The organism is Kitasatospora sp. NPDC096128 (genome assembly GCF_040303105.1).
GTDB lineage: Bacteria > Actinomycetota > Actinomycetes > Streptomycetales > Streptomycetaceae > Kitasatospora.
This window is the reverse complement of sequence record NZ_JBEOSP010000002.1, coordinates 36,486-49,131: the sequence shown is the minus strand read 5'-3', so window position 1 is coordinate 49,131 and position 12,646 is coordinate 36,486. Positions and strand designations below refer to the sequence as shown.

The following is a 12,646-nucleotide window of genomic DNA, read 5'->3' as shown; positions in this document are numbered from 1 at the left end:
CCGCCGTCATGGGACGGGGGCCGGCCGCATGCGGGCGTGCCGGTGCTGAACCGAGGAAAGCCGGAGGCCGCAGGAGCGGGCAGCAGGAGCGGACCTTCTCGGCGCAGCGAGGCTAAACCGGTTCAGAACGACTGTCAACGAATCGGACAACAACCACCCCGCAGGGCTAAAACCCGCTCCCCGGCGGCGAGGTGGACTCCCGTACGGTCAGCCGGGGCGTGGGCATCCGGAGGTCCCGCCCGGGCCCGGAGTCGTCCAGCGCCTCCAGCAGGCTGCGCGCGACCTGCTCGCCGAGCGCGAAGGTGTCCCGGCTGAGCGCGGTCAGCGGCGGATGGACGATCCGGGCGAGCACCGAGTCGTCGAAGGAGACGATCGACAGCTCCCCGGGCACCGACACCCCCATCTCCCCGGCCACGCCGAGCCCGGCGACGGCCATCACGTCGCTGTCGTAGACGATCGCGGTGGGCCGGGCGGCCCGGGAGAGCAGCGTGCGGGTGGCCGCCGCGCCCTCGGCGTCGCTGAAGTCGGTGGGCACCGACACCGCCTCCTCCAGCCCGAGCCGGCGCGAGGCGTCGCGCAGCGCGCGGATCCGGCGCTGGGTGTGCTGGAAGTGCGGGAGCCCGGCGAGATGGGCGATCCGGCGGTGCCCGATGGCGGCCAGGTAGTCGACGATGGAGAGCATCGCCTCCCGGTCGTCGGCCCAGATCCGCAGCTGGTTGCCGCCCTTGCCGGGCCCGCCGAGGACGACGGCGGGCAGCCCGAGTTCGTCCAGCACGGGCAGCCGCGGGTCCTTGACCTGGAGGTCCACCACGATGAAGCCGTCCACCCGGTGCTCGGAGGCCCAGCGCCGGTAGACCTCGATCTCGGCGGCGGTGTCCTCGACGACCATCAGGTGCAGCGCGACCGAGCTGGCCGAGAGTACGGCCTGGAGGCCGGAGAGCAGCTGGCTGAAGAACGGCTCGACGCCGATGGTGCGGGCGGGGCGGGCGATCACCAGGCCGACGGCGTCGGCGCGGGCGCCGCCGAGGGCGCGGGCCGCGCTGTGCGGGCGCCAGTTCATCTCCTCGGCGACCCGCAGGATTCGGTCCCTGGTCGCCTCGCTGACACCGGGGCGGCCGTTGAGCGCGAAGGAGACCGCGCCCTTGGAGACGCCGGCCTGGCGCGCGATGTCGGCGATCGTCGGTCTGCCCACAGGATCCGACTCCTCTCTTGACAGTCAAGTTTAGGCGGGAGCATAGTCCCTGCCAGAGCTAGACCGGTTTAGTTATTGCTGGATCTGACATCCGGCAGGAGCTGACATCCAGCATGTTCCGACATCCAGCAGGTTCTGACCTCCACCACCCACCCCAGAACCCAGGACCACCGGGAGACCTCTCATGCGAAGAATCTGGGCGGCACTGACGACGACGGCCCTCACCGCGGCGGCCCTCACCGGCTGCGGACTCGGCTCCGGCGACACCAAGACCAGCGACAACGTGGCGAGTGCGGCCGCCACCGGCGAGGTCAAGGGCAAGGTCTCGATCCAGACCTGGGCGCTCAAGCCGAAGTTCACCGACTACATGCAGGGCGTGATCGACGGCTTCAAGAAGAAGTACCCCGGCGTCGAGGTCGACTGGCTGGACCAGCCCGGCGAGGGCTACTCCGACAAAGTGCTCAGCCAGGCCGCCTCCGACACCCTGCCCGACGTGGTCAACCTCCCGCCGGACTTCGCCTTCCCGCTCGCCAAGAAGGACGTCCTGCTGGACGTGGCCAAGGCCGACCCCAAACTCGCCGACGAGTACGTGGCCGGCGGCGTGGGCGCCTACCGCTACCACGGCTACCAGGGCACCTTCGGCTATCCGTGGTACCTCAACACCGATGTGAACTACTGGAGTTCAGAGCTCCTGACGAAGAACGGACTGGATCCGAAGAAGCCCCCGACCACCCTGGACGAGCTGATCGCCCAGGCCCGGGTGATGAAGGAGAAGTCCGGTGGCCAGGCCTACCTGATGAGCCGCAAGCCCGGCCTCGGCGACCTCTACAACATCGGCGTCAAGATCATGGCCGACGACGGCAAGTCCTTCACCTTCAACACCCCCGAGGCCGCCGCACTGCTCGACAAGTACCGCGACGCCTTCAAGGAGGGCCTGATGCCGAACGGGGTGCTCACCGACACCTACGCCGGCAACTCCAAGCTGTTCAGCGCCGGCACCGCGGCCTGGACCACCGGCGGCGGCAACTTCATCACCAGCCTCGCCACCGACAACCCCACCCTCGCCCCGAAGGTCGTCGCCTCCCCCGCGATGGGCACCCCGCCGCTGTACGTCCAGGGCCTGTCCATCCCGAAGAACACCAAGAACCCGGCCGCCGCGGTCGCTCTGGCCCGCTGGGTCACCAGCCCTGCGAACCAGGCCGCCTTCGCCCACCTGACCAGCATCTTTCCGTCCACCAAGGCCTCCGCGAACGACCCTTTCTTCAGCCGGAGCGACGGCACCAACGCGGGTGACGCCAAGGTGATCGCCTTCACCTCGCTCGCCAAGGCCGAGCTGATCCAGCCGGTCGAGGTGGACGACGCGATGGGCACCATCGTCAAGCAGCAGTTCGCCCTCGCCATCAGCGGCCAGAGCAGCTCCAAGCAGGCCCTGGACACCGCCGTCGAGCAGTGCGACAAGCTCCTCAAGGGCTGACCCCCGCCGCGCACGGAGCCCGCGACCCCCACGGCATCTCGGCGTCCCGTACCGGCGAACCGGCGGGTCCTCCCCCACACCCGCCGCCCCGGGAATGACCGGTACCACCCCAGGAAGGCATCCGCATGACCCACCGGCGCTGGTTCACGCCCTGGCTGCTCGCCGGCCCCGCGATAGTCTGGCTGGCCGTCTTCAACCTCTGGCCGGCCGTCAACACGGTGATCCTCTCCTTCACCAACGCCAAGCCCCTCGGCGGCGGCCGGTTCACCGGCCTGGAGAACTACGGCCGCCTGCTGGACGACGCCCAGCTCGCCGACGCCCTGCTCAACAGCATCGTGTTCATGCTGGTCTGCCTCCCCCTGCTGACCGTCCTGCCGCTGCTGCTCGCCCTGCTGGTCCAGCGCCGGATCCCCGGCATCACCTTCTTCCGGACCGCCTTCTACACCCCGGTGATCGCCTCCGCCGTCGTGGTGGCGCTGATCTGGGGCTGGGTACTGGACGACCGGGGCCTGGTCAACGGCCTGCTCCAGGAGGGCGGCCTGGCCCACTCCCCGGTCCCCTTCCTCACCGACCGCTGGCTGCTGCTGTTCAGCGCGATCGCCCTGACCGTCTGGAAGGGCCTCGGCTACTACATGGTCATCTACCTGTCCGCCCTCGCCAACGTCCCGCACGAGCTGCACGAGGCGGCGGCCGTGGACGGCGCGAGTCCGCTGCGCCGCTTCTGGCACATCACCCTGCCGGGGGTGCGCCCGACCATGGTGCTCATCTCCGCGCTGATCTCGGTGAGTTCGCTGCGCGTCTTCTCCGAGCTGTACGTACTCTCCAACGGACTGGGCGGCCCCGGCGGCCGCGACATGTCGGTGGTGATGCTGATCCAGATGTACAGCCGGGGCTTCAACGGCCACCTGGGCTACGCCTCCGCGCTCAGCCTGCTGCTGTTCGTCGTCACCCTCGCCCCGATGCTGTTCCTGCTGCGGCTGAACCGGAAGGCGGCCTGACCCGTGCCCACCCTCCGCCCCAAGACCACCCTCACCCCAGGGGCCACCCCCCGCCCCAGGCCCGCCCGCGGCTTCAACACCCCCACCCGCGGGCAGACCGCCGCCCGCTACCTGCTCCTGGTGCTCGTCCTGCTGCTGGTCATCGGCCCCTTCCTGTGGCAGCTGTCCACCTCCCTCAAGGGCCCCGACGAGGACGTCTACACCCGCACCCCGAGCTTCCTGCCGGACCAGCCCACCCTGGGCAACTTCGGCACGGTCGCCGACACCATCCCGGTGTGGACGTACGCCCTCAACTCGGTGATCGTCGCCGCCGTCTGCATCACCGGCAACGTGGTCGGCTGCACCCTGGCCGGCTACGCCCTCGCCCGGCTGCGCTTCCGCGGCGCCCGGCTGGTCCTGGGCCTCTTCCTGGCCACCCTGGTGCTGCCCGGCGAGGTCACCATCGTCTCCCAGTACGTCCTGGTGCGCGGCCTGGGCCTGGCCGACAGCCTGGCCGGCGTGGCCCTGCCCGGGGCGATCGCCATGCTGAACGTGCTGCTGATGCGCACCGCCTTCGCCGCCGTACCGCCCGAACTCGACCAGGCGGCGCTGGTGGACGGCGCCGACGTCTGGCAGCGGCTGTGGCACATCGGCCTGCCGAACGTGCGCGGCATGCTCAGCGTGATCGTCATCTTCACCTTCATCGGCGCCTGGGACGACTTCCTCTGGCCGCTGATCGTGCTCAACGACCCGCAGAAGTACACCCTGACCGTCGGACTCCAGTACCTCAACGGCACCTTCTCCGCCAATCCCCGGCTGATCGCGGCCGGCACCATGATCGCCTTCCTGCCGATCGTCGTGGTGTTCGCCGTCTGCCAGCGCTTCTTCTTCAAGGGCGTCGAGGAGGGAGCCGTCAAGGGCTGAGCCCGAGGGCGAGCACACCGTCCGTACGCCCCTTCCCAGTTGAGGTAGCCCCCGTGACCACCACCCCGCAGGCGCCGCGCTTCGGCGTCAACTACACGCCCAGCAAGGGCTGGTTCCACCACTGGCTGGACTTCGACCTCGACGCCGTGCGCGCCGACTTCGACTCCGTCGCCGCCCTCGGCCTGGACCACGTCCGGGTCTTCCCGCTCTGGCCGCTGTTCCAGCCCAACCGCACCCTGATCCGCCCGCGCGCCGTCGAACAGCTGACCGCGCTGGTGGACGCGGCGGGCGAACGCGGCCTGGACGTCGCGGTGGACGGCCTCCAGGGCCATCTGTCCTCCTTCGACTTCCTGCCCTCCTGGACGCGGACCTGGCACCGCCGCAACCTGTTCACCGACCCCGAGGTCCTGGACGGCCAGGCCGCCTACCTGCGCACCCTCGCCGGGGCGCTGCGCGAGCGGCCGAACTTCCTCGGGATGACGCTCGGCAACGAGATCAACCAGTTCTCCGGCGCCCCGCACCCCGATCCCGACCGGTGCACCCCCGCCGAGGCGGAGGCCTGGCTGCGCCGGATGCTCGCCGCCTGCGAGGACGGCGCGCCCGGGCGGCTGCACCTGCACGCCTCCTACGACGCGGCCTGGTACCTGGACGAACACCCGTTCACCCCCTGGCACTCGGCCCGCCTCGGCGCCGCCACCGCCGTGCACTCCTGGGTGTTCAACGGCACCGCCCAGCGCTACGGCGCCCACTCCACCGCCACCGCCCAGCACGCCGCCTACCTGGTCGAGCTCTCCAAGGCCTGGGCCGACGACCCGGCCCGCCCGGTCTGGCTCCAGGAGGTCGGCGCGCCCGCCCCGCACATCACCGCCGGGGACGCGGCCCGGTTCACCGGCGCCACCGTCGAGGCCGTCCTGGACTGCCCGGACGTCTGGGGCGTCACCTGGTGGTGCTCCCACGACGTGGACCGCTCGCTCGCCGACTTCCCCGAACTCGAGTACAGCCTCGGCCTGTTGACCACCGAACGGGCCGTCAAACCGGCCGGCGCCCGGCTGGCCGAGGCCGCCGCCGAGGCCCGCCGCCACTGGCAGCCGCCCAAGCCGCGGAGCACCGCCGTGGTGGTCGCCACCGGCGACGAGGCCACCTCCCCCCGCCGCGCGGACTGCGGCCCCGGCGGCCCGGTGTACGAGGCCTTCATGCGCCTCGCCGAAGCCGGCGCCCGCCCGACCACCGTGCTCGCCGAACGCGCCGGGGACGCCGCGCACCTGGCCGCGCGCGGCATCACCGAGGTGGTCCACCCCGCCGACGTACGTTCTCCCTAGGGCCCAGCCGTCCCCCGCCGACCCCCTGCCCTCGATGCACGCAACGGAGCCTGCCGACATGCACGATGACCGCACCCTCGTCGAGTCCCGCCTCAAGCGCGTCCTGGAGGAGCGCATCCTCCCGGCCGTGTACCCCGAGTCCGTCCCGTTGGAGGTCGGCATCTGGACCGCCCCCGGCGAGCCCGTCCCGGTCGCCGAGGGGCTGGCCGCGCCGCGCACCCCGATCGCCGTCGGCGACGCCTGGGGCGCGCCCTGGGGCACCAGCTGGCTGACGGTGTCCGGTACGGTGCCGCAGGCCTGGGCCGGGCGGACGGTCGAGGCGCTGATCGACCTCGGCTTCGACGCCAACATGCCCGGCTTCCAGTGCGAGGGCCTGGTCTACCGCCCGGACGGCAGCCCGGTGAAGGGCCTCAACCCGCGCAACCAGTGGGTGCGGATCGCCGCCCCGGCGGCCGGCGGGGAGCAGGTGCTGCTGCACGTCGAGGCCGCCGCCAACCCGGTCATCCTGGACTACCACCCCTTCCTACCGACCGAGTTGGGCGACAAGGAGACGGCCGGCGACCGGCCGCAGTACAAGCTCGCCCGGATGGACCTCGCGGTCTTCGACGACACCGTCTGGCAGCTCTCGCTGGACCTGGAGGTGCTCGGCGAGCTGATGGCCGAGCTGCCGGTGGACGGCGCCCGGCGCTGGGAGGTGCTGCGCGCGGTCGAGCGCGCCCTGGACGCGATCGACCTCCAGGACGTCAACGGCACGGCCGCCGCGGCCCGTTCGGAGCTGACCGCGGTGCTGGCCGCACCCGCCGCGGCGTCCGCGCACCGGATCAGCGCGATCGGCCACGCCCACATCGACTCCGCCTGGCTGTGGCCGCTGCGCGAGACGGTGCGCAAGGTGGCCCGCACCACCGCCAACATGACCGCCCTGCTCGAGGACGAGCCGGAGTTCCGCTACACCATGTCCCAGGCACAGCAGTACGCCTGGATCAAGGAGCACCGCCCGGAGGTGTACGCCCGGGTGCGCAAGGCGGTCGCCGAGGGCCGGTTCGTGCCGGCCGGCGGCATGTGGGTGGAGTCCGACACCAACATGCCGAGCTCGGAGGCGATGGCCCGTCAGTTCGTCCACGGCAAGCGGTTCTTCCTGGAGGAGTTCGGGGTCGAGAACCGCGAGGCCTGGCTGCCGGACACCTTCGGCTTCACCGGCGGCCTGCCGCAGATCATCCGCAACGCCGGCTCCAAGTGGCTGCTGACCCAGAAGATCTCCTGGAGCCAGGTGAACCGGTTCCCGCATCACACCTTCCTCTGGGAGGGCATCGACGGGACCCGCATCTTCACCCACTTCCCGCCCGTGGACACCTACAACTGCTCCATGAAGGGCAGCGAAATCGCCCACGCGGCCCGCAACTTCAAGGACAAGGGGGTGGCCCGGCACTCGATCGCCCCGACCGGCTGGGGCGACGGCGGCGGCGGGACGACCCGCGAGATGGTCGCCAAGGCCGCCCGGCTGCGGGACTTGGAGGGCTCGGCCACCGTCCGCTGGGAGAACCCCGCCGAGTTCTTCGCCAAGGCCGAGGCCGAGTACCCCGACCCGCCGGTCTGGGTCGGCGAGCTCTACCTGGAGCTGCACCGGGCCACCCTGACCAGCCAGGCGAAGACCAAGCAGGGCAACCGGCGCAGCGAGAACCTGCTGCGCGAGGCCGAACTCTGGTGCGCCACGGCCGCGTTGCGCACCGGTGCCGAGGAGTCGTACGAGTACCCGTACGAGCAGCTGGACCGGATCTGGAAGACCGTGCTGCTGCACCAGTTCCACGACATCCTGCCCGGCTCATCGATCGCCTGGGTGCACCGCGAGGCCGAGGCCACCTACGCGGCGGTGGCGCAGGAGCTGGAGGGGCTGATCGGAGCCGCCCAGCAGGCGCTGGCCGGAGCCGCCGGAGGCGGGCGCGAGCTGGTGTTCAACGCGGCTCCGCACGCCCGTTCGGCGGTCCCGGCGGGCGGCGCCGCCGTCGCCGTCACCGGCGGGGCGCCCTGCACGGCGGTCGGGCGGCCCGGGGGCGGCTTCATCCTGGGCAACGGCCTGCTGGAGGTGGTGGTCGACGCCGACGGACTGATCACCTCGGTGGTCGAGCTCGCCACCGGTCGGGAGACCGTCGCCCCCGGCAGCCGGGCCAACCTGCTCCAGCTGCACCCCGACTTCCCCAACATGTGGGACGCCTGGGACGTGGACCGGTTCTACCGCAACACCGTCACCGACCTGACCTCCGTCGACTCCCTCACCGCCACGGCCTCCGGCGACCGGGCGAGCGTCCGGATCGAGCGCTCCTTCGGCTCCTCGACCGCCGTCCAGACCCTCACCCTGCGCGCGGGCGAGCAGCGGCTCGACCTCGACACCGAGGTCGACTGGCACGAGACCGAGAAGTTCCTCAAAGCGGCCTTCCCGCTGGACGTCCACACCGAGCGCTACGCCGCCGAGACCCAGTTCGGCCACCTCTACCGGCCCACCCACACCAACACCAGCTGGGACGCCGCCAAGTTCGAGGCCTGCAACCACCGCTTCGTCCACCTGGACGAGCCGGGCTGGGGCGTGGCCCTGGTGACCGCCTCCACCTACGGCCACGACGTCACCCGCACCGTGCGCCCGGAGGACGGCGGCACCACCACCACGGTCCGCTTCTCGCTGCTGCGCGCCCCGCGCTTCCCCGACCCGAGGACCGACCAGGGCCTGCACCGCTTCCGGCACGCGCTGGTGCCCGGCGCGGCGATCGGCGACGCCGTCCGCGAGGGCTACCGGATCGGCCTGCCCGAGCGGCGGGTCACCGGCAGCGCGGAGCGGGTCGCGCCGCTGGTCGAGGTGGACCACGACGCCTTGGTGGTCAGCGCCGTCAAGCTCGCCGACGACCGCAGCGGCGACCTGGTCGTCCGGGTCTACGAGGCCGGCGGCGGCCGCGCCCGGGGCCGGCTCACCACCTCCTTCCCGCTGGCCGGCGCCGTCCCCTGCGACCTGCTGGAACGGCCCTGGGACGGCACCCGGGGCGAGGTCGCGGTCGAGGACGGCGCGGTGCGGCTGGCGCTGCGGCCGTTCGAACTGGTCACGCTGCGGCTCAGCGCGGCCCGCTGACCGACCGGCCCGCGCACCGACCGTCCCGCTGGCCGACCGTCCCGCTACGGTGGGAGCGCCCCGGCCCCGCCCGGCCGGGGCGCCGCCGCCGACCCCCTGGAGCCCGCCATGCCGCCCGCCCCGCTGTTCGCCGCCCTCGACATCGGCGGCACCAAGATCGCCGGGGCCCTGGTCGACGGCGCCGGACGGCTGCGGCACCGGCTCCAGCTGCCCACCCCCGCCCGGGAACCGGGCCCGGCCGTGCTCGCCGTGGTGCACAAGGTGCTGGACCAGCTCGCCGGCCCGCCCGACTGGGCCGCCGTGACGGCCGTCGGCATCGGCAGCGCCGGACCGGTCGACCTCGTCGACGGCACCGTCAGCCCGGTCAACATCCCGGGCTGGCGCGGCTTCCCGCTGGTCGCCGAGGTCGCCGCGCACCCGGCGGTGGCCGCCCGCGCGCTGCCCGTCCACCTCGCCGGGGACGGCGTCGCCATGGCCGCCGCCGAGCACTGGCAGGGCGCCGCCCGGGGCGCCGACAACGCGCTCTGCCTGGTGGTGTCCACCGGCGTCGGCGCCGGACTGGTGCTGGACGGCGCCGTCCGGCCCGGGCCCAGTGGCAACGCCGGGCACCTCGGCCACATCACCGTCGACCTCGACGGCGAGCCCTGCCCGTGCGGCTCCCGCGGCTGCCTGGAAGGCCTGGCCAGCGGCACCGCGATCGCCCGCCGGGCCCTCGCCGACGGCTGGCGGCCGCCCGGCGCGGACACCACGGCCCGCGCCGTGGCCGCCTCCGCCGCCGCGGGCGACCCGCTCGCGCTGGCCTCCTTCGACCGGGCCGCCCAGGCACTGGCCGCCGGGATCGCGGCCACCGCCGCCCTGGTCGACCTCCACCGGGTGGTGGTCGGCGGCGGCGTCGCCACCGCCGGGGAGGTGCTCTTCGCCCCGCTCGCCCGCCACCTGGACCGCTACGCCGCCCTGTCCTACATCCGCGGACTGGACGTGCGCCGCGCCGAACTCGGCACCGATGCCGGGCTGATCGGCGCGGCGGCACTCTGCCGCTGACCACCCCTCGGGAGACCCCGGGCATGCCCCCGTACGCCCTGCTCGACAACCCGGTCCGCCACTACCCCTGGGGCTCCCCCACCGCCCTCCCCGCCCTCACCGGCACCGCGCCCGACGGCACCCCGCAGGCCGAACTGTGGATGGGCGCCCACCCCTCGGCGCCCTCCCGGGCGGGCGGCCGACCGCTCGACGCCCTGATCACCGCCGACCCGGACGGCCTGCTCGGGCCGGACACCGTACGCCGGTTCGGCCCGGAACTGCCCTTCCTGTTCAAGGTGTTGGCCGCCGACCGGGCGCTCTCCCTGCAAGTCCACCCGAGCCGTGCCCAGGCCGAGGCCGGGTACGCCGCCGAACAGCTCCGGGGCGTCCCGGCGGACGCCCCGGAGCGGGTCTACAAGGACCGCTCCCACAAGCCCGAACTACTCTGCGCGCTGGGCGACTTCGAGGCCCTCTGCGGCTTCCGCCCACCGGCCGCCACCGCCCGGCTGCTGGACGCCCTCGGCGTGCTCGCCCCCTGGGCGGCCGCTCTGCGCGAGCGGCCCGCCGCCGAGGCGCTGCCCGCGCTGCTGCGCCGGGCCCTGGCCGCCGGTGAGCCCGAACTCGCGGAGGTCACAGCGGCCCTGGGCCGCACCGAGATCGTGACTGCGACCGCGACCGCGACCGCCGACGCCCCGTACGCCGAGGCGTTCACCGCGTACGCCCGCCTCGCCGACGAGCACCCCGGGGACCGGGGGCTGCTCGCCGCGCTGCTGCTCAACCACGTCCGGCTCGGCGCCGGACAGGCGCTGTACCTGGCCGCCGGGGTGCCGCACGCCTATCTCCGGGGCGTGGGCGTCGAGCTGATGGCCAACTCGGACAACGTGCTGCGCTGCGGGCTCACCGGCAAGCACGTCGACACGGCCGGCCTGCTGGCCGTCACCGACTTCCGTGCCGCCGGGCCCGTCCTCCTCGGCGCCCGCCCGTTGAACGCCGTCGAAGCCGAATTCCCTTCCCCGGCCGAGGAGTTCCGGCTATCCCGGCTGCATCCGTCGGCCGCTCCCGTCCGCGTCGAGCTGACCACACCCCAGATCCTGCTCTGCACCGCGCGCCGGGCCCGACTGCACGCCCCCGGACACCCCGGCCTCGACCTGCCCCGGGGCGCCGCCGCCTACCTGCGCCCGGGCGCCGGGCCGGTCGAGCTGACCGGCCCGGGCGCTGAGCTGTTCCGGGCCACCACGGGCCGCCAGGGAGTGTCCGGCGATTCCCCCCGGTCAGACGCGCTCAGGCGGGCAGCGGGTGACCGAAGAGCAGGTCGTAGCCGTCCGGGAGCTGCTCGATCACCCGGTCGATCAATTCCCCCGGGACGAGGTCGGCCACCGTACTGAGCACTGCCCCGATGTCCCACGGCACCGTCGCCGTGGTCGCCCCGCCGATCCAGCCCACCACGGCCTCCACGAAGCGCTCGGCGGTCAGCGGCTCGGCGGCAGGGCGGGCGTCCCGGAGCAGCGAGGCGTACGTGCCGGGCAGCGCGTCCGCGAGCTCGTTGCGCTCCGCGCCCACCAGGTGCTCGCCCAGCAGGCCGAGCACGACCCGGACGGCGTGGTCCGCCTCCGCCTCGCTCCGGTACTCGCCGCGCTCCACGACGCGCGCGAGGAAGTCCTCCCAGGAGATGGTCATCGCGTCCTCCTTCCGGTCGGCGGGACCGGGCCGGGCCGGCGGCCGATGGTCCGGAGGGGCTGCCTCATCGCAGCCCGTGACCGCCGGGGGACGTACCGGTTCCCGTGCTGCTCAGCGTACTGCGGTCCGGACCGGGCGGACCCGACGGTACGGACGGCGGCCGGACTCCCGAACGGAACCCTGACACCGTCGTCGGGTGCCGGCGGGCGCAGTCGGGTGCCGTCGGGTGCTGCGGAAGGGTCGCAACCGGAAACGGGGCCTTGAACCGGGCCGGGAGCCGGGCCGGGAGCCGAGCCGGACCGACGGATCGACGCCGTTGTCGATCACGCCGCCGGCCCGCGCCGTCACCGGCACGGGAACCCACGGGTCGGCCGGGCGGTCAGCCCGCCGAGGTACGGCACCGTCTGCGCGGACCGCGCGGCAGGCCCACCCTGCCACCGGACCGGGCCGGTACCCGCTGGGCCGGCGCCGTCACCTTGGCGGCAGCAGCGGCGGCCGGGCCCTCGCCACGCACCGTGTCCGGCGCCGCGCCGGGCGCCGAGACCGGCATAAACGCCGCCAGAAAGCGTCGCTCGCTCTGGCTCAGTTTGCGCGAGCGCCCGGATTCCCGATCCCGGGCGACCACCACGGTACGCGCCCGCATAAAGGTGAGCGGGTCGCGGCAGACATTCACCTCGACATGGGCGGAACTCCGCCCGAGCCGCTCCACCGTCAGCCGCACCGACAATGGCTCGGGGCGGTGGTGCAACTGCTCCAGGTAATCGATCTCGTGCCGCGCGATAATGAATCCGGACGGGAACAGGGATTCCCGCACGGCGGTCGCGTGGTGGCAGAACAGGTCGTAAATCCCCTCCTGGATGTAGCCGACCAGCCGGGCGTTGTTGATGTGCCCGTTCTCGTCGACGTCGCTCCACCGGGTGGGGCAGGACAGCACGTGCACGCCCGGGTACG

General features: G+C 73.1%; 10 protein-coding genes. 7 read left to right on the top strand and 3 right to left on the bottom strand.

From position 1 onward, the window contains the following. Positions 1 to 166 precede the first annotated feature (166 nt). Positions 167 to 1,192, bottom strand: coding sequence for a LacI family DNA-binding transcriptional regulator (locus ABTY61_RS02900; RefSeq protein ID WP_350503126.1), 1,026 nt, complete (start codon positions 1,190 to 1,192; stop codon positions 167 to 169). Between the two features lie 184 nt (positions 1,193 to 1,376). Here ABTY61_RS02900 and ABTY61_RS02895 point away from each other — a divergent pair, with 184 nt between their 5' ends. From ABTY61_RS02895 to manA, 7 genes are all read left to right on the top strand, one after another. Then, positions 1,377 to 2,666, top strand: coding sequence for an ABC transporter substrate-binding protein (locus ABTY61_RS02895; RefSeq protein WP_350503125.1), 1,290 nt, complete (start codon positions 1,377 to 1,379; stop codon positions 2,664 to 2,666). A gap of 125 nt (positions 2,667 to 2,791) precedes the next feature. Beyond that, positions 2,792 to 3,664: a carbohydrate ABC transporter permease gene (locus ABTY61_RS02890; protein ID WP_350503124.1), complete on the top strand. Its 873-nt coding sequence runs from the start codon at positions 2,792 to 2,794 to the stop codon at positions 3,662 to 3,664. A gap of 3 nt (positions 3,665 to 3,667) precedes the next feature. Next, entirely contained in the window at positions 3,668 to 4,567 is a 900-nt protein-coding gene (locus ABTY61_RS02885) for a carbohydrate ABC transporter permease (protein WP_350503123.1), read from the top strand. Positions 4,568 to 4,620: 53 nt separating this feature from the next. After that, positions 4,621 to 5,886 (top strand): glycoside hydrolase 5 family protein, encoded by a 1,266-nt coding sequence (locus tag ABTY61_RS02880; RefSeq protein ID WP_350503122.1) that lies wholly within the window; start codon positions 4,621 to 4,623, stop codon positions 5,884 to 5,886. A 58-nt stretch (positions 5,887 to 5,944) separates the two neighbouring features. After that, complete coding sequence (locus tag ABTY61_RS02875) at positions 5,945 to 8,998, top strand: alpha-mannosidase (protein ID WP_350503121.1); 3,054 nt, start codon at positions 5,945 to 5,947, stop codon at positions 8,996 to 8,998. 108 nt (positions 8,999 to 9,106) lie between these two features. After that, a complete protein-coding gene (locus ABTY61_RS02870) occupies positions 9,107 to 10,039 on the top strand; it encodes an ROK family protein (RefSeq protein ID WP_350503120.1) in 933 nt (310 codons plus the stop codon). 23 nt (positions 10,040 to 10,062) lie between these two features. Further along, complete coding sequence (gene manA / locus ABTY61_RS02865) at positions 10,063 to 11,403, top strand: mannose-6-phosphate isomerase, class I (RefSeq protein WP_350503119.1); 1,341 nt, start codon at positions 10,063 to 10,065, stop codon at positions 11,401 to 11,403. Here the strand turns inward: manA and ABTY61_RS02860 are convergent. Next, positions 11,300 to 11,695, bottom strand: coding sequence for a DUF2267 domain-containing protein (locus ABTY61_RS02860; protein ID WP_350503118.1), 396 nt, complete (start codon positions 11,693 to 11,695; stop codon positions 11,300 to 11,302). The two genes, manA and ABTY61_RS02860, sit on opposite strands and share 104 nt — an antisense overlap. 379 nt (positions 11,696 to 12,074) lie before the next feature. Next, positions 12,075 to 12,635, bottom strand: a complete 561-nt coding sequence (locus tag ABTY61_RS02855) for an acyl-CoA thioesterase (protein WP_350503117.1) — start codon at positions 12,633 to 12,635, stop codon at positions 12,075 to 12,077. Positions 12,636 to 12,646: the final 11 nt, after the last annotated feature.

Coding starts and splice junctions, on each gene's coding strand:
- manA (WP_350503119.1), top strand. CDS start 10,063: ATGCCCCCGTACGCCCTGCTCGACAACCCGGTCCGCCACTACCCCTGG.
- ABTY61_RS02895 (WP_350503125.1), top strand. CDS start 1,377: ATGCGAAGAATCTGGGCGGCACTGACGACGACGGCCCTCACCGCGGCG.
- ABTY61_RS02890 (WP_350503124.1), top strand. CDS start 2,792: ATGACCCACCGGCGCTGGTTCACGCCCTGGCTGCTCGCCGGCCCCGCG.
- ABTY61_RS02860 (WP_350503118.1), bottom strand. CDS start 11,695: ATGACCATCTCCTGGGAGGACTTCCTCGCGCGCGTCGTGGAGCGCGGC.
- ABTY61_RS02875 (WP_350503121.1), top strand. CDS start 5,945: ATGCACGATGACCGCACCCTCGTCGAGTCCCGCCTCAAGCGCGTCCTG.
- ABTY61_RS02870 (WP_350503120.1), top strand. CDS start 9,107: ATGCCGCCCGCCCCGCTGTTCGCCGCCCTCGACATCGGCGGCACCAAG.